Consider the following 16291-nt stretch of genomic DNA (forward strand, 5'->3'; position numbering starts at 1 on the left):
GTGGGCTACGCACGAACTGCTTGTCAAGACCAGGCCTCAGTGTGCTCGTCACCCGGGTCTCGCACATGATCCGGAGTGATCAGGCGCCAGACGTTATCCGACGCAAGGCGGCATCGCTGACATTCGGCTCATCTGCGTCGAGCCAGGCCACCCGCGGGTCCCGGCGGAACCAGGACCGCTGCCGGCGCACGAACCGCCGCGTCGCCCGCACGGTCTCCTCCCGGGCCTGCGCCTCGGTGAGCCGACCGTCCAGATGGGCGAGCACCTGCTGGTAGCCGAGCGCCCGGCCGGCGGTGCGGCCCTGGCGCAGACCGGCCCGCTCGAGGCGGCGTACCTCCTCGACCAGGCCGGTGGCGAACATCCGGTCGACGCGGGTGGCGATGCGCGCGTCGAGCGCGGGAGCCGGCAGGTCGAGACCGATCTGCACGGCGTCGTAGACCGGCTCGTAGGCGGGCAGGGTCGCGGTGAAGGGCCGGCCGGTCAGCTCGACCACCTCCAGCGCACGCACGATCCGGCGGCCGTTGGTCGGCAGGATCGCCGCGGCGGCGGCCGGGTCGACCGAGGCCAGCCGCTCGTGCAGCGGCTGCGGCCCACCGGCCGCCAGCTCCGCCTCGAGCCGGGCACGCAGGGCGGGGTCGGTGCCGGGGAACTCGATCCGATCGATCAGGGCACGGACGTAGAGGCCCGAGCCACCGACGACAACGGGGGTGCGGCCGCGGGCGAGCAGCTCGTCGACGCAGGCCCGGGCGCGCGCCTGGTAGTCGGCGACGCTGGCGGTCTCGACGACGTCCCAGATGTCGAGCAGATGATGAGCGACGCCGCCGCGCTCTGCCGGCGTCGCCTTGGCGGTCCCGATGTCCATGCCGCGGTAGAGCTGCATGGAGTCGGCGTTGACCACCTCACCCCCGATCGCACGGGCCAGCGCCACGCCGAGCGCGGTCTTGCCGGTGGCGGTCGGTCCGACCACCACGACCACCCGCGGGGTCACGGCGACCAGGTGGCGACGAGGTAGCCGACGCCGTACGGCGCGCCGTCGTAGAGCACCCGGCCGGTGTAGCGCCGCTCCCCCGCCGCGCCCGCGAGCACCTGCCATGCGGCCCGGCCGGCGGCCGCGAGATCGTCGGCCCGGCCGGACGTGAGGGCGAGCAGCGACGCGGAGTCCGCATCCCGCAGGGCGGTGGCGACACCGGCGTGGAACGCCGCGGCCTCCGGGTGCTCGCCACGGGGCGGTTGGACGCCGAGGCGCGCGGAGGAGTCGCCCATGACGAGCAGCGCGACCCGTTGCGGCCCGCTCGAGAGCCGCGCGCCAAGGGCGGCGCACTCCTGCGCGGGCAGGGCGGCCGGCACCGGCTGCCACTGCGTGCGCACGTCGGCGTCGGTTTCCCGGAGCAGCCACGCGCCGACGAGCAGCGACAACGGCAGGTCCGTGCCGACGGCCAGATCGAGCTCGAGGCCGTAGGCCGAGAAACCGCGGCCGACCGGCTCGTCGGGCCGCTGCCCGCCGACGGCCACCAGCACGTCGGGGCGGGCGGTGACCAGTGCCGCGACGGCACGGGCGCAGGCCGCGCGCAGGTCGTCGAGCTCACCCGCCGCGCCGGTGGCGACATCGGGGACGAGCAGGGGCGGGTGCGGGCAGACGGCTGCCGCGACGAGCACCATCGCGCGGCTACGCCGGGGCGCCGACGCGCGGCATGCCCAGCAGGACACCGGGCACCGGCGCAGCCTGCCGGGCGGCCCACGCGTCGCCGCCGCGGGTGCGCCGGTGCGCGAGCACGGGCCCGTCGGCAACCAGATGGTGCGGAGCGGCGTAGGTGACCTCGACCTCGACGACATCACCCGGCCGGGCCTCCGGGGCGCCCGCCAGGTGGACGAGCCGGTTGTCACGGGCGCGACCGCTGGTGCGCCGGGTCGCCGTGTCCTTGCGGCCCTCGCCCTCGGCGAGCAGCACCTCGACCCGCCGGCCGACCTGGGTGCGGTTCTCCTCGAGCGTGACGTCCTCGAGCAGCGCGACCAGCCGGTCGTAGCGGTCCTGGACGACGGGCTTGGGCACCTGGTCGGGCATCGTGGCCGCGGGTGTGCCGGGCCGCGGGGAGTACTGGAAGGTGAAGGCGCCGGCGAAGCGGGCCGCGCGCACGACGTGCAGGGTCTGCGCGAAGTCGGCCTCGGTCTCGCCGGGGAACCCCACGATGATGTCGGTGGTGATCGCCGCGTCGGGGATCGCGGCGCGGACGCGTTCGATGATGCCGAGGTAGCGGTCCTGCCGGTAGGAGCGGCGCATCGCCTTGAGCACGTCATCGGAACCCGATTGCAGCGGCATGTGCAGGGCCGGCATCACGTTCGGGGTCTCGGCCATCGCGACGATGACGTCGTCGGTGAAGTCGCGGGGGTGCGGGCTGGTGAAGCGCACCCGCTCCAGCCCTTCGATCTCGCCGCAGGACCGCAGCAGGTCGGCGAAGGCCGTCCGCTCGCCGAACTCCGCGCCGTAGGAGTTGACGTTCTGCCCGAGCAGGGTGATCTCGACGACGCCGTCGGCGACCAGCGTCTCGACCTCGCGGAGGATCTCGGCAGGCCGGCGGTCGCGCTCGCGGCCGCGCAGGCTCGGCACGATGCAGAACGTGCAGGTGTTGTTGCAGCCCACGCTGATCGACACCCACGCGGCGTACGCGGATCCGCGGCGCGCGGGCAGGGCGGAGGGAAACGTCTCCAGCGCCTCGACCAGCTCGACCTGCGCCTCCTGCGCGACGCGCGCCCGCTCGAGCAGCACCGGCAGCGAGCCGAGGTTGTGCGTGCCGAAGACCACGTCGACCCAGGGCGCCCGCTCGACGATCGTGGCGCGGTCCTTCTGAGCCAGGCAGCCACCGACCGCGATCTGCATGCCGGGGCGCGCCTGCTTCACCGGCAGGAGATGACCGAGGTTGCCGTAGAGGCGGTTGTCGGCGTTCTCCCGGACCGCACAGGTGTTGAACACCACCAGGTCGGCACCGGCGCCGTCGGGTGCCCGCCGGTAGCCGGCCTCCTCGAGCAAGCCGGCGATGCGTTCGGAGTCGTGCGCGTTCATCTGGCAGCCGTAGGTGCGAACTTCGTAGGTGCGCGCGCTCACGAACGTCCAGCCTACGGCGCACGACGCTCCACGTCGTCCTTGCAGCTGTCGCCACGGTGGGTGGAACTTGTGCGGCCCAGGCGCAGCCGGGTGACCGGCACGCCGCGCTATGAATGTCAGCGGGCGTACTCGCTGGCCCGCGACTCGCGCACGACCGTGATGCGGATCTGACCGGGGTAGGTCAGCTCCTCCTCGATCTGCTTGGCGATGTCGCGGGCGATGACCTGGGCCCCGATGTCGTCGACCTTGTCGGGCAGCACCATGACGCGGACCTCGCGACCGGCCTGCATGGCGAACACCTTCTCCACACCCTCGTGCGCGCCGGCGATGGCCTCGATGCGCTCGAGCCGCTGGACGTAGTGCTCGAGGCTCTCCCGCCGGGCGCCGGGCCGGCCGCCGCTGATGCCGTCGGCCGCCTGGGTCAGCACGGCCTCGACGGTGCGGACCTCGACCTCGTTGTGATGAGCCTCGATGGCGTGGACGACCTCGTCGTCCTCGCCGTACTTGCGCGCGATCTCGGCGCCGATGATCGCGTGGCTGCCCTCGACCTCGTGAGTGAGCGCCTTGCCGACGTCGTGCAGCACGGTGCAGCGCTTAAGCAGCACAGGGTCGAGACGAAGCTCGGCCGCCATCATGCCGGCGATGTGCGCCGACTCGACGAGGTGCTTGAGGACGTTCTGGCCGTAGGAGGTGCGGTAGCGGAGCCGACCGAGCAGGTTGATCAGCTCGGGGTGCATGTCGGTGAGGCCCACGTCGACCAGGGCGTCCTCGCCGGCTCGCTGGCACAGCGCCTCGACCTCGGCCTTGCTGCGCTCGTAGACCTCCTCGATCCGCTGCGGGTGGATGCGGCCGTCGAGCACGAGCTTGTCGAGGGTGATGCGGGCGACCTCGCGGCGCACCGGGTCGAAGGCCGACAGCAGCACGGCTTCGGGCGTGTCGTCGATGATCAGGTTGACGCCGGTCGTGGCCTCGAAGGCGCGGATGTTGCGGCCCTCGCGGCCGATGATGCGGCCTTTCATGTCGTCGCTCGGCAGGTGCAGCACGCTGACGACGGACTCGGCCGTCTGCTCGGTGGCGACCCGCTGGATCGCGAGCGTGACGATGCGCCGGGCGCGCTCCTCGCCCTGGTCGCGGGCCTCGGCCTCGATGTCGCGGACGATGATCGCGGCCTCGCGCTTGGCCTGCTGCTCGATGCCGCTCACCAGCTCGGCCTTGGCGTCGGCGGCAGTCAGCCCTGCGACTCGCTCGAGCTCGGCCTGCCGTTGCTCCGCCAGCTCGTCGACCTCGGCCCGGCGCCGCTCCAGCGCCGCCTCGGCCCCGGCGAGGTCGCGGTCGCGCTGCTCGACCCGCCGCTGCTCGCCGTCGAGGCGTTCCTCGCGCTCCGCGAGGCGCTGCTCGCGCCGCTCGAGGTCGGCCTTGAGGTCGGAGATCTCCTCGCGCAGCTGGCGCGCGTCGTCCTTGAGCGCGACCACCTCCTCCTCGGCCGTGCGCCGAGCGTCGAGGACGGTCTCGTTGGCGGCGAGCTCGGCGCGGCGGCGGATCTCCTCGGCGTCGCGCTCGGCGGCGCGGCGTACGCCGGCGCGGATCTCCTCGACCTCGGCCTCGTCGAGCGCTGCGGTACGCGATGCGGTCGCGGCGGCAGCAGCGGGAAAGCTGCCGGTCGCGCTGCCGGGCGCGGCCTGCTCGGGTGCTCGGAGCTCTGCCGCGGCGCCGGGGCGGACGAGCCGCTGCACCCGGACGAGGAGGGCGACCGCGGCGGCGAAGACGAGGAGGCCGGCGAGTAGCGCGACGGCGAGAACCGCCTCCATGATCGGTCCCCTTCCTCTGCCATCGGCACGGGGAACCGTGAAGGGCACCGGGACGGCGCGCCCCGCGGGGAGCCGGACGTGCTCGCCGCCGGAAGTCCGGTGCTGCGGTCAGCGCGTCGAGCGTGGGGTGCTCGACCGCCAGGTCGTTGTAAAGATCACGGTGTGGGAGAACGTGCCGGTCGTTGTGTGGTTGTCGGGTGGTGCCGTGGTGCGCGACGCCGGCTGCGGTGCCGCTATGTCGACGCTCGCCGCGGCCCGGTGGGCCGCGTGACGAGCTGGTTTCTGTCCGTGACCTGAGGCTAGGCGTGAGGCCGAACGAGGGTCAAGGTGAACCGCCGCCGTGACCGGCCCGGACCGACTCGTCGGCTGCGTCGAGCTGCTCGCGGACCACCCGCAGCGCGAGCGCCGGCGCATAGCCCTTGCGCGCGAGCATGCCGACGAGGCGCCGCTCGCGCACCTCTCGGGGCAGCCGCCCCGGTGCCGACATCCGCCGCCGCACCAGCTCGGCCGCCGCGGCCACCTCGTCGTCGACGTCGATCTGCGCGAGTGCGGCCGCGACGTGGTCGGCACCGACACCCCGCTGCCGCAGCTCGTGGCCGAGCGCGCGACGGGCGAGCCCGCGACCCGCGTGCCGGCTGGTGACCCAGGCGTCCGCGTAGGCGGCGTCGTCGACCAGCCCGACCTCGACGAACCGGTCGAGCACCGCCTCGGCCGCCGCCTGCGGGACGCCCCGCTTGGCCAGCGCGGCCGCGAGCTGCGCCCGGGTGCGCGGTGCGCCGGTCAGCAGCCGCAGGCAGATCGCGCGGGCCAGCTGCTCCGGATCGACGTCGTCCGGCACGTCAGAAGTCGACGTCGACCACCGGCTGCACCGGCACCGGCGCGTCGAGGTCGATGGGCGCATCGACCTGCGGGCCGATGCCGAGCTTCTCCTTGATGCGCTTCTCGATCTCGTCGGCGAGGTCGGGGTTGTCGCGCAGGAAGGCCCGGGCATTTTCCTTTCCCTGACCGAGCTGGTCGCCCTCGTAGGTGTACCAAGCGCCGGACTTGCGAACCAGGCCCTGCTCGACGCCGAGGTCGATCAACCCACCCTCGCGGCTGATGCCGACACCCCAGAGGATGTCGAACTCCGCCTGCTTGAAGGGCGGGGCGAGCTTGTTCTTCACGACCTTCACCCGGGTGCGGGAGCCGACCGCCTCCTGGCCGTCCTTGAGCGTCTCGATCCGCCGGACGTCGAGCCGCACGGAGGCGTAGAACTTCAGCGCCTTGCCGCCGGTCGTGGTCTCGGGAGAACCGAAGAACACGCCGATCTTCTCGCGGAGCTGGTTGATGAAGATGGCCGTGGTGCCGGTCGTGGACAGGGCGCCGGTGATCTTGCGCAGGGCCTGGCTCATCAGCCGGGCCTGCAGGCCGACGTGCGAGTCGCCCATCTCGCCCTCGATCTCGGCGCGCGGCACGAGCGCGGCGACCGAGTCGATGACGAGCACGTCGATCGCGCCGGAGCGGATCAGCATGTCGGCGATCTCCAGCGCCTGCTCGCCGGTGTCGGGCTGGCTGACCAGCAGCGCGTCGGTGTCGACGCCCAACCGCTTGGCGTAGTCGGGATCGAGCGCGTGCTCCGCGTCGATGAACGCCGCGATGCCGCCCTGCTTCTGCGCGCTGGCCACGGCGTGCAGCGCCACGGTCGTCTTGCCGCTGGCCTCGGGACCGTAGAGCTCGATCACCCGGCCGCGCGGCAGGCCGCCGATGCCGAGGGCGACGTCGAGCGCGATCGCGCCGGTCGGGATGACCTCGATCGGCGCCCGGACGTCGTCGCCGAGGCGCATGACCGCGCCCTTGCCGAACTGTCGCTCGATCTGCGACAGCGCGGTGTCGAGGGCCTTGTCGCGGTCGGGTGCTGCCATGAACCTCACCCCGTCGGGTCGAAGTGGTCGTGCCGTCGCCGGCGACGCTACGGACCGACGCCGACAGTTTTCGACGGGTCGGCCGGCATCTGTGGACGTGTCCCGTCGGCGTCCACAGTAGGCGAACATCTGTTCGATGCCAGCCGACACGCCGCGCCGATCCGGCGTACGCCGCAACCCCCCGAAGCACGGGGAGATCTCAGCGCTCGCGCGCCGGCACCTCCCAGTGGTCACAGACCGCGCGCCACACGTCCTTGGCCGACTCGCCCTCCGCGAGCGCCTGGTGGACCGTGCGCCCGCCGAGCTGGGGCAGCACCTGGTCGCGGGCGACGGAGTCGGCGTAGGCCGGCCCGAACCGCTTCTCCATCCGCCACCAGAAGTCCGTCAGCCGCACCCGTCCAGCGTATGGCCGGGCAGAACTGTCGGCGCGGCCCGCACACTGGTCCAATGGACTTCTCACCGGTGACGCGCGCATGGTTCGACGCGTCGTTCGCCGGGCCGACCGAGGCGCAGGTCGGCGCGTGGGAGGCGGTCGCCCGCGGCGACAACGCGCTGGTCGTCGCACCCACCGGCAGCGGCAAGACCCTCGCGGCGTTCCTGTGGTCGCTCGACCGGCTGGCGAGCGAGCCGGTGCCGGCCGACCGCACGCAGCGCTGCCGCGTCCTCTACGTCTCGCCGCTCAAGGCACTCGCCGTCGACATCGAGCGCAACCTGCGCGCGCCGCTGGCCGGCATGCGCGCAGCGGCGCAGCGGCTCGGTCTCACGCCCCCCGACATCGACGTCGGCGTGCGCACCGGCGACACCCCGCCCGAAGCCCGGCGCACGTTCGTCAAGCGCCCGCCGGACATCCTGATCACCACCCCGGAGTCGCTGTTCCTGCTGCTGACCAGCAGGTCCCGCGAGGCCCTTCGGACGGTCGAGACCGTCATCGTCGACGAGGTGCACGCGGTGGCCGCCACCAAGCGGGGCACCCACCTCGCGCTGTCGCTGGAGCGGCTCGACGCGCTGCGCGAACGGCCGGCCCAGCGCATCGGGCTGTCGGCCACGGTGCGCCCGGTCGACGAGGTGGCCCGGTTCCTCGGCGGCCCGCAGCCGGTGACCGTCGTCCAGCCGCCCACCGGCAAGCAGCTCGACCTGCAGGTCGTCGTCCCGGTCGCGGACATGCGCGAGCCGGGCGACGGCGTCGACGACGACGACCCGGAGCGCCGGGCCAGCCTCTGGCCGGCGGTCGAGGGCCGGGTGGCCGAGCTGATCGAGCAGCACCGGTCGACGATCGTCTTCGCCAACTCCCGGCGGCTGGCCGAGCGGCTCACCGCGCGGGTCAACGAGGTCAGTGGCAGGGAGATCGCCCGCGCCCATCACGGGAGCGTCAGCAAGGAGCAGCGGGCGGCGATCGAGGAGCAGCTGAAGGCCGGCACGCTGCCCGCGGTCGTGGCGACCAGCAGCCTGGAGCTCGGCATCGACATGGGCGCCGTCGACCTCGTCGTCCAGGTCGAGGCGCCGCCGTCGGTCGCGAGCGGGTTGCAGCGCATCGGGCGCGCGGGCCACCAGGTCGGCGCCGTGAGCCGGGGCGTGATGTTCCCCAAGTACCGCGGCGACCTGCTGTCGGCGGCGGTCGTCGCCGAGCGGATGTGCGCCGGTGCGATCGAGTCGCTGCGCTACCCGCGCAACCCGCTCGACGTGCTGGCCCAGCAGGTCGTCGCGATGGTGGCCATGGACGACTGGCACGTCGACGAGCTGCTGGCGGTCCTACGCCGCGCCGCCCCTTACGCCGAGCTGCCGCAGTCGGCCTACGACTCGGTCCTCGACATGCTGGCCGGGCGCTACCCGAGCGACGAGTTCGCCGAGCTGCGGCCGCGGCTGGTGTGGGACCGCGTCACCGGCATGCTCACCGGCCGGCCGGGTGCCCAGCGGCTCGCGGCGACGAGCGGCGGCACGATCCCCGACCGCGGCCTGTTCGGCGTCTTCCTCGCCGGCGAGGGCACCAGCCGGGTGGGCGAGCTCGACGAAGAGATGGTCTACGAGTCGCGGGTGGGCGACATCTTCACGCTGGGCTCGAGCTCGTGGCGGATCGAGGAGATCACCCACGACCGGGTGGTCGTCTCCCCCGCCCCCGGACTGGTGGGCAAGCTGCCGTTCTGGCACGGCGACGCGCCGGGCCGGCCGGTGGAGCTGGGCCGCGCGCTGGGGGCGTTCGTCCGCGAGCTGTCCCGTCTCGACGACGAGGGGGCGCGCGGTCGGCTGGTCGAGGCCGGCCTCGACAGCTGGGCGGCGGACAACCTGCTCGGCTACCTCGCCGAGCAGCGGGAGGCGACCGGCGCGCTGCCCGACGACCGCACGATCGTCGTCGAACGCTTCCACGACGAGCTCGGCGACTGGCGCATCGTCGTGCACTCGCCGTTCGGCGCGCAGGTGCACGCGCCGTGGGCCCTGGCGCTGACCGCGCGGCTGCGCGAGCGCTACGGCGTCGAGGCACAGGCGATGCACACCGACGACGGCATCGTGCTGCGGCTCCCGGAGACCGACGCGCCCCCGCCCGCCGACGCCCCGGTGTTCGACGCCGACGAGGTGGAGGCGGTGGTGCGGGCCGAGCTCGGCGGGTCGGCACTGTTCGCCAGCCGGTTCCGCGAGTGTGCGGCCCGGGCGCTGCTGCTCCCCCGGCGCCAACCCGGGCGACGCGCCCCGCTGTGGCAGCAGCGGCAACGGTCGGCACAGCTGCTGTCCGTGGCCGGCGACTACGGCTCGTTCCCGGTGATCCTCGAGGCGATGCGCGAGTGCCTGCAGGACGTCTTCGACGTCCCGGGGCTCGTCGGGCTGATGCGCGACGTCGAGAGCCGGGCGATCCGCGTGGTCGAGGTCGAGACGCAGCTGCCGTCGCCGTTCGCGCAGTCGCTGCTGTTCGCCTACGTCGGCGCGTTCATGTACGACGGCGACGCGCCGCTCGCCGAGCGGCGCGCCCAGGCGCTCAGCCTCGATCCCCAGCTGCTCGCCGAGCTGCTCGGGCAGGCACAGCTGCGCGAGCTGCTCGACCCGCACGCCGTCGAAGAGGTCGAGCGCGAGCTGCAACGGCTGCCGTCCGACCGGCACGTGCACGATGCCGAGGGAGTTGCCGACCTCCTGCGCCTGCTCGGCGACCTCACCACCGCGGAGGTCGCCGCCCGCGGCGGCCGGCCGGAGTGGCTCGAGCAGCTTGCCGGGCAGCGGCGGGTCATCGGCGTGCGAGTCGGGGGCGAGGACCGCTGGGCGGCGGTCGAGGACACCGGGCGGCTGCGCGACGGGCTCGGGGTGCCCCCGCCGGTCGGCGTACCCATGGCCTTCCTCGAACCCGTGGCGGACCCGCTGGCCGACCTCGTCGGCCGCTATGCCCGCACGCACGGGCCCTTCGAACCTTCCGACGTCGCCGCCCGGCTGGGCCTGGGCGTCGCGGTCGTGGAGCAGACGCTGCGACGGATGGGCGCGTCGGGCCGGGTCGCGCAGGGGGAGTTCCGCCCCGCCGGCACCGCGCTGGAGTGGTGCGACGTGGAGGTGCTGCGCCGCCTGCGCCGCCGCTCGCTCGCCCGGTTGCGCCAGGAGGTGGAGCCGGCGCCCGTCGTGGCGCTCGCCCGGTTCCTGCCGGCCTGGCAGCAGGTCGGTCCGGCCGCCGCCCGGGGTCACGACGCCCTGCTACGCGCGATCGAGCAGCTGCAAGGCGCGTCGGTGCCGGCATCGGCGCTCGAGTCGCTGGTCCTGCCGGCGCGGGTCGTCGACTACAGCCCGGCCATGCTCGACGAGCTGTGCGTGGCCGGCGAGGTGGTCTGGGCCGGTCAGGGAGCGCTGCCGGGCGGCGACGGGTGGCTCGCGCTCTACCCCGCCGACGGCGCCCCGCTGCTCCTGCCGGCCCCGGACCAGGAGGCGGTCGCGACGCCGCTGCACGCCCAGCTGCTGGCCGCCATGGCCGAGGGCGGTGCGCTGTTCTTCCGGTCGCTGTCCGACCGGGTCGGCTCGCTCGACGACCCGGCCCTGGTCGCCGCGCTCTGGGACCTGGTCTGGTCCGGGCACGTCTCCAACGACACCCTCGCGCCGGTGCGCGCGCTGCTCGGCGGCAGTGGCCGCGCCCGCCGCCCGTCCCGGGCCCAGGCGCGACCGGGCTTCCGCCGGCGGCCCGCGCTGCCGAGCCGCACCGGCCCGCCGACGGTGGCGGGCCGCTGGTCGCTGCTGCCCGACCGCGACACCGACCCGACCCGGCGCGCCCACGCCGTCGCGGAGACGCTGCTCGACCGGCACGGTCTGGTAACCCGCGGCGCGGTGGCGGCCGAACGGGTCCCCGGCGGCTTCGCCGGCGTATACCGGGTGCTCAGCGCGTTCGAGGAGGCCGGGCGCGTCCGCCGCGGCTACTTCGTCGAGACGCTGGGGGCCGCGCAGTTCGCCGTGCCGGGGGCGGTCGACCGGATGCGCGCCCTCGGCCGGGCCCAGCCGCAACCCGAGCCCTGGCAGGTCTCGACCCGTCGCACCGACGCCACGTCGGGCGGGGCGCTGGTGCTCGCGGCGACCGACCCGGCCAATCCCTACGGCGCCGCGTTGCCCTGGCCGCCGCGCGCCGAGGAGTCCGGCCACCGGCCCGGGCGCAAGGCCGGCGCCCTCGTCGTGGTCGTCGAGGGCGAGCTCGTGCTCTACGTCGAGCGGGGCGGCAAGTCGCTGCTGTCATGGACCGACGACCCCGAACGGCTGCAGCCGGCGGTCGACGCGCTGGCGCTCGCCGTGCGCGAGGGCGGCCTCGGGCGACTCGCGGTCGAGCGGGCCGACGGCGAGGGCGTGCTCGACTCGCCGCTCGCGGTCGCGATGCAGGCCGCGGGTTTCCACCCCAGCCCCCGCGGGCTGCGCCTGCGCGCCTGACCCTGGCGGGTGACACTGGGACGTGCCCGAAGGAGACACCGTCTGGCGCGCCGCCCGCCAGCTCGACGCGGCGCTGGCGGGCCGGCCGCTGGTCGCCGCCGACCTGCGGGTGCCGCGGCACGCGACCGCCGACCTCGTCGGGCGCACGGTCGTCGCGACGGCCTCCCGCGGCAAGCACCTGCTCACCCGGCTCGACGGCGGGCTGACCCTGCATTCGCACCTGGGCATGGAGGGCAGCTGGCGGGCCTATCCCGCCGGGCGTCGCTGGCCCGGCCCGGCCTGGCAGATCCGCGCCGTCCTGCAGACCGCGGAGACGACCGCGGTCGGCTACCGCCTGCACCGGCTCGACCTGCTGCGGACCGGCGACGAGGCGCGGGTCGTCGGCCACCTCGGTCCCGACGTGCTCGGCGCCGACTGGGACGTGACCGAGGCCGTCCGCCGGCTGCGCGCCGACCCCGCCCGGGAGGTGGGCGACGCGCTGCTCGATCAGCGCAACCTGGCCGGCATCGGCAACGTCTACAAGGCCGAGGCGCTGTTCGCCACCGGCGTCTCCCCCTGGCTGCCGGTCGGGCAGGTGCCCGACCTCGACCTCGTCGTACGAACCGCGCACGCGCAGATGACCCGCAACCGCGACGTCGTGCGGCGGGTCACCACCGACGGCCCGGGCTCACCGCGGCACTGGGTCTTCGAGCGCGCCGGCCGCCCGTGCCGGCGCTGCGGCACGATCGTGTCGGCGGCGCGGCAGGGCGAGCAGCAGCGGATGACGTACTGGTGCCGCCGCTGCCAGCCGGGACCCGACCCGGCCGGGTGATCGAGTCAGGCCGCGGCGACGACGTGACCGTCGGAGACCCGGGCCTCGGCACGGTCGATCGGTGCGACGGTCGCGGTCGCGACCGTCGCGACCTCGGCGCCGACCGCCTCGGTGCCGGCCATCTCGTCGCCCACCTCGCGCAGCACGTCGGCGAGCGGCACCTCGAGCGCGTCGCAGATCGCGGCCAGCAGCTCGGAGGAGGCCTCCTTGACGCCGCGCTCGACCTCGGAGAGGTAGCCCATCGAGATGCGCGCCTCGGCCGAGACCTCGCGCAGGGTGCGCGCCTGCTGCTGCCGGTGCCGACGCAGCACGTCGCCGAGCAGGCTGCGGAGCAGAACCATCGGGCGCTCCTTCCCGCGAGGTCGGCCGGACGCACCTGGTGGCGCGCGGTGAGTGTCAACGGTACCCGTCGGCGGGGACAGCGGCACGTTCCTCAGCGCGGTGCGTCCCAGGGCCGGGCGAACTCGAGGTGCCGCCGGAGCAGGTCGAGGGCGGCCACGACCGTGTAGCCACGCACCCGCTCGCGGTCGCCGGACAGCCGCAGCGGGCGCACCCGGTGACCGCCGGGCCCGGCCAGGCCGACGAAGACCGTGCCGACGGGCTGCCCGTCCTGCGGGTCGGGCCCGGCCACGCCCGTGGTCGACAGGCCATAGGTGGCGCCGAGCCTGCGGCGTACGCCGTCGGCCATCGCGACCGCCACCTCGGCCGACACCGCGCCCCCGGCGAGCGCGTCGGCGGGTACGTCGAGCAGGGTGCGCTTGAGGTCGGTCGCGTAGGACACCACACCGCCCCGGAAGGTCGCGGAAGAGCCGGGCATCTCGGTCAGAGCCGCGCCGAGCCCCCCTCCGGTGAGCGACTCCGCCGACGCGACCGTCGCCCCGGCGGTGGCGAGCAGCCGGTGCACGGCCCCGTCCAACGTGTCACCGTCGACGCCGTAGACTGCCTCGCCGAGCACGCGGCGAATCTCCTTCTCCACCGGGGAGATCAGCGCATCGGCCGCCGCGCGGTCGGCGGCGTGCGCGGTCAGGCGCAACCGCACCCGGCCACCCGCGGGGAGGAAGGCGAGAGTCGGGTTGCCCGCGGCATCGAGGCCGGTCACGACGTCGGCGAGCGCTTCGGCCAGCACCGACTCGTAGACGCCGGCGGTGTGGATGACCCGCGAGACGATGGCGGCGGGGCGGCCGGCCCGGGCGAGCAGGTCCGGCAGCACGGCGGTGGTGAACATCGCCTCCATCTCGTGCGGGACGCCCGGCATCGCGTAGACGGCCCGATCGTCGACCACCAGCCGGATCCCGGGCGCGGTGCCGCGGTCGTTGGGCAGCGCCGTCGCGCCCTCGGGCAGGTCGGCCTGCACGAGGTTGCGCGCCGGCATCTGCCGGCCGAGGGCCGCGTAACGGTCGCGCAGTCCCTGCACCAGAGCCGGCTCACGGCGCAGCGCGACGCCGGCGAGAGCGGCCACCGCATCACGGGTCAGGTCGTCGTGCGTCGGCCCGAGACCTCCCGTGACGACGACGGCGTCCGCAACCGCCAGCGCGTCGCGCAGCGCTGCCGCGATGACGCCGACCTCGTCCCCGACGACGACGCTGCGGCCCACGTCGATGCCGGCATCGGCCAGCCGCCGGCCGAGCCAGGCGGCGTTGCCGTTGACGATGTCGCCGAGCAGCAGCTCGGTGCCGACGGCCAGCAGGTCGACCCTCATCGGGTGGTCCGGCGCGCGGCCTCCCGGTGCGCGCGCTTGCGGGCGGTGCGCTCGCTTCCCCGCCGCAACGTCCAGGCCCGGGCGATGTAGTCGGCGCCGGTGACCAGCGTGACGACGACGGCGGCCATGAGGACGGCGAAGCGCATGTCGTGCGGCCAACCGCCCGGCAGCGGCAGCACGTAGAGCCCGATGGCGACACCCTGCAGGAACGTCTTGACCTTCCCGCCGCGGCTGGCCGGGATCACGCCGTGGCGAATCACGATGAACCGCAGCAGTGTCACGCCGAGCTCGCGGGAGAGCACGACGCCGGTGACCCACCACGGCACGCCCCCGAGTGTGGACAGGCCGATCAGCGCGGCACCGATCAACGCCTTGTCGGCGATGGGGTCGGCGATCTTGCCGACGTTGGTGACCAGCCCACGGCTGCGGGCGAGGTCGCCGTCGATGCGATCGGTGATCGACGCCACCGCGAACGCCACGAAGGCCCCGACCCGCCAGCCGGTGGCGTGTCCGCCGTCAGCGAAGAGCAGGGCGACGAACACCGGCACCAGGAGCAGTCGCAGCAGCGTCAGACCGTTGGCGATGTTGACGACGCGGGCCGTCGTCGCGGGCACGGCCGCCGGGTCGGGCGTGGGCTCGGGCACCAGCGCCTGCGCGGCCTCCCTCACGCGCGATCCGCCAGCGGCTCGGCGACGAGGTCGATCCCGACGGTGCCGGTGACCCTGGCGCGGACGACGTCGCCGACCGCCGGCGACCCGGCGCCGACCACCGTGGTCACCCCGTCGACCTCGGGTGCCTGGTGCTCGGCCCGACCCTCAGCGGTGTCGCCGTCGACCGACTCGACGAGCACGTCGACGACCTCGCCGATCCGCTCCTCCGCGCGCTGCGCGGTGAGCTCCTCGACCAGCCGGCCGATCCGGTCCACGCGCCGCGAGACCGTGTCGACGCGGACCTTGCCGTCGAGTCCGGCGGCCTCCGTGCCGTCCTCGTCGGAGTAGCCGAAGACGCCGACCGCGTCGAGGCGGCCCGCGGAGAGGAACCGCTCGAGCTCCGCGACGTCTGCACGCGTCTCGCCCGGGAAGCCGACGATGACGTTGGACCGGGCACCGGCCAGGGGCGCGCGGTCGCGGATCTGCGCCAGCAGCGACAGGAACCTCTCGGTGTCGCCGAAGCGGCGCATGCGCCGCAGCACCGGGCCGCTCGCATGCTGGAACGACAGGTCGAAGTACGCCGCCACGCCGGGCGTCGACGTCATGACCTCCACCAGCGACGGCCGCATCTCGGCCGGCTGCAGGTAGGAGACCCGGACCCGGGCGATGCCCGGCACCGCGGCCAGGTCGGGGAGCAGGCGCTCGAGCAGCCGCAGGTCTCCGAGGTCCTTGCCGTAGGACGTGGAGTTCTCGCTGACCAGGACGAGCTCGCGGACGCCCTGCCCGGCCAGCCAGGTGGCCTCGGCAAGCAGGTCGTCAGGCGCGCGCGACACGAACGAGCCGCGGAACCCCGGGATCGCGCAGAACGCGCAGCGCCGGTCACAACCGGACGCGATCTTCAGTGCCGCCACCGGGCCGCCCTGCAGCCGGTGCCGCAGCGGCGTACGGAACCGCGGCGCCGGGCCGGCGGGCCGGTCCCCGTGCCCGGGTACGGGCAGCGCCACCGACGAGCGCGCGACGGGACTGATCGGCAACAGCGTGCGCCGGTCGCGCGGGCGGTGCGGGACCAGCGGGCGGCCGGCGAGCACGTCATCGAGCCGGGCGCCGATCTGGGCGTAGTCGTCGAACGAGAGGACCGCGTCGGCCTCCGGCAGCTCACGGGCCAGCTCCGCGCCGTAACGCTCGGCGAGGCACCCGACCGCGACCACGCGCCGGCCGGTGTCGGCGGCGGCCAGCAGCGTGTCGATGGAGTCCTTCTTGGCCGACTCGACGAAGCCGCAGGTGTTGACCAGCACCGCGTCTGCGGCGTCCGGGTCGTCGACGACCCGCCACCCGTCGGCGGTCAGCCGGCCGGCCAGCTCCTCGCTGTCGACCTCGTTGCGGGCGCAGCCGAGCGTGACGACAGCGACCGACCGGGACACCCGTCCAGGGTATCCGCCGGGGGCGAGAC

The 16291-nt window shown here is 74.5% G+C and carries 14 protein-coding genes; 3 read left to right on the top strand and 11 right to left on the bottom strand.

Going from position 1 to position 16291, the window contains the following annotated elements:
• Positions 1-79: 79 nt before the first annotated feature.
• The 4 genes from miaA to rny form a co-directional block, all read right to left on the bottom strand.
• Positions 80-997: a tRNA (adenosine(37)-N6)-dimethylallyltransferase MiaA gene (gene miaA, locus VFJ21_03560; protein HET7406197.1), complete on the bottom strand. Its 918-nt coding sequence runs from the start codon at positions 995-997 to the stop codon at positions 80-82.
• Positions 985-1656, bottom strand: coding sequence for a hypothetical protein (locus tag VFJ21_03565; protein HET7406198.1), 672 nt, complete (start codon positions 1654-1656; stop codon positions 985-987). Before VFJ21_03565 ends, miaA begins: the two co-directional genes overlap by 13 nt.
• 10 nt (positions 1657-1666) lie before the next feature.
• Complete coding sequence (miaB, locus tag VFJ21_03570) at positions 1667-3145, bottom strand: tRNA (N6-isopentenyl adenosine(37)-C2)-methylthiotransferase MiaB (GenBank protein ID HET7406199.1); 1479 nt, start codon at positions 3143-3145, stop codon at positions 1667-1669.
• Between the two features lie 71 nt (positions 3146-3216).
• Complete coding sequence (gene rny / locus VFJ21_03575) at positions 3217-4908, bottom strand: ribonuclease Y (protein HET7406200.1); 1692 nt, start codon at positions 4906-4908, stop codon at positions 3217-3219.
• A 127-nt stretch (positions 4909-5035) separates the two neighbouring features.
• Here rny and VFJ21_03580 point away from each other — a divergent pair, with 127 nt between their 5' ends.
• Positions 5036-5179, top strand: a complete 144-nt coding sequence (locus tag VFJ21_03580; GenBank protein HET7406201.1) for a hypothetical protein — start codon at positions 5036-5038, stop codon at positions 5177-5179.
• Between the two features lie 51 nt (positions 5180-5230).
• Here the strand turns inward: VFJ21_03580 and VFJ21_03585 are convergent, their stop codons facing one another.
• The 3 genes from VFJ21_03585 to VFJ21_03595 all read right to left on the bottom strand — a co-directional run bounded on the left by VFJ21_03585 (position 5231) and on the right by VFJ21_03595 (position 7203).
• Positions 5231-5746 carry a regulatory protein RecX gene (locus VFJ21_03585; protein HET7406202.1) on the bottom strand — a complete coding sequence of 172 codons (516 nt, stop codon included), beginning with the start codon at positions 5744-5746 and terminating at the stop codon, positions 5231-5233.
• Position 5747: 1 nt separating this feature from the next.
• Entirely contained in the window at positions 5748-6809 is a 1062-nt protein-coding gene (gene recA, locus VFJ21_03590; GenBank protein ID HET7406203.1) for a recombinase RecA, read from the bottom strand.
• Between the two features lie 199 nt (positions 6810-7008).
• Positions 7009-7203, bottom strand: coding sequence for a DUF3046 domain-containing protein (locus VFJ21_03595; protein ID HET7406204.1), 195 nt, complete (start codon positions 7201-7203; stop codon positions 7009-7011).
• Between the two features lie 53 nt (positions 7204-7256).
• On the opposite strand from VFJ21_03595, the gene VFJ21_03600 reads away from it, so the two are divergent.
• Positions 7257-11681, top strand: a complete 4425-nt coding sequence (locus tag VFJ21_03600; GenBank protein HET7406205.1) for a DEAD/DEAH box helicase — start codon at positions 7257-7259, stop codon at positions 11679-11681.
• A gap of 22 nt (positions 11682-11703) precedes the next feature.
• Positions 11704-12492, top strand: coding sequence for a DNA-formamidopyrimidine glycosylase family protein (locus VFJ21_03605; GenBank protein ID HET7406206.1), 789 nt, complete (start codon positions 11704-11706; stop codon positions 12490-12492).
• Between the two features lie 5 nt (positions 12493-12497).
• Here the strand turns inward: VFJ21_03605 and VFJ21_03610 are convergent, their stop codons facing one another.
• The 4 genes from VFJ21_03610 to rimO form a co-directional block, all read right to left on the bottom strand.
• On the bottom strand, positions 12498-12833 hold the full coding sequence (locus tag VFJ21_03610) for a helix-turn-helix transcriptional regulator (protein ID HET7406207.1): 336 nt from the start codon (positions 12831-12833) through the stop codon (positions 12498-12500).
• 92 nt (positions 12834-12925) lie between these two features.
• On the bottom strand, positions 12926-14191 hold the full coding sequence (locus VFJ21_03615) for a competence/damage-inducible protein A (protein HET7406208.1): 1266 nt from the start codon (positions 14189-14191) through the stop codon (positions 12926-12928).
• The gene (gene pgsA, locus VFJ21_03620; protein HET7406209.1) at positions 14188-14835 is read right to left on the bottom strand and encodes a CDP-diacylglycerol--glycerol-3-phosphate 3-phosphatidyltransferase; all 648 of its coding nucleotides are present in this window, start codon (positions 14833-14835) and stop codon (positions 14188-14190) included. The genes VFJ21_03615 and pgsA overlap by 4 nt, the downstream gene beginning before the upstream one ends.
• 20 nt (positions 14836-14855) lie before the next feature.
• Positions 14856-16262, bottom strand: coding sequence for a 30S ribosomal protein S12 methylthiotransferase RimO (gene rimO, locus VFJ21_03625; GenBank protein ID HET7406210.1), 1407 nt, complete (start codon positions 16260-16262; stop codon positions 14856-14858).
• Positions 16263-16291 lie beyond the last annotated feature (29 nt).

The organism is Mycobacteriales bacterium (assembly GCA_035690485.1).
Taxonomy (GTDB): domain Bacteria; phylum Actinomycetota; class Actinomycetes; order JAFAQI01; family DASSKL01; genus DASSKL01.

Coding starts and splice junctions, on each gene's coding strand:
- rny (HET7406200.1), bottom strand. CDS start 4,908: ATGGAGGCGGTTCTCGCCGTCGCGCTACTCGCCGGCCTCCTCGTCTTC.
- recA (HET7406203.1), bottom strand. CDS start 6,809: ATGGCAGCACCCGACCGCGACAAGGCCCTCGACACCGCGCTGTCGCAG.
- VFJ21_03600 (HET7406205.1), top strand. CDS start 7,257: ATGGACTTCTCACCGGTGACGCGCGCATGGTTCGACGCGTCGTTCGCC.
- VFJ21_03610 (HET7406207.1), bottom strand. CDS start 12,833: ATGGTTCTGCTCCGCAGCCTGCTCGGCGACGTGCTGCGTCGGCACCGG.
- VFJ21_03615 (HET7406208.1), bottom strand. CDS start 14,191: ATGAGGGTCGACCTGCTGGCCGTCGGCACCGAGCTGCTGCTCGGCGAC.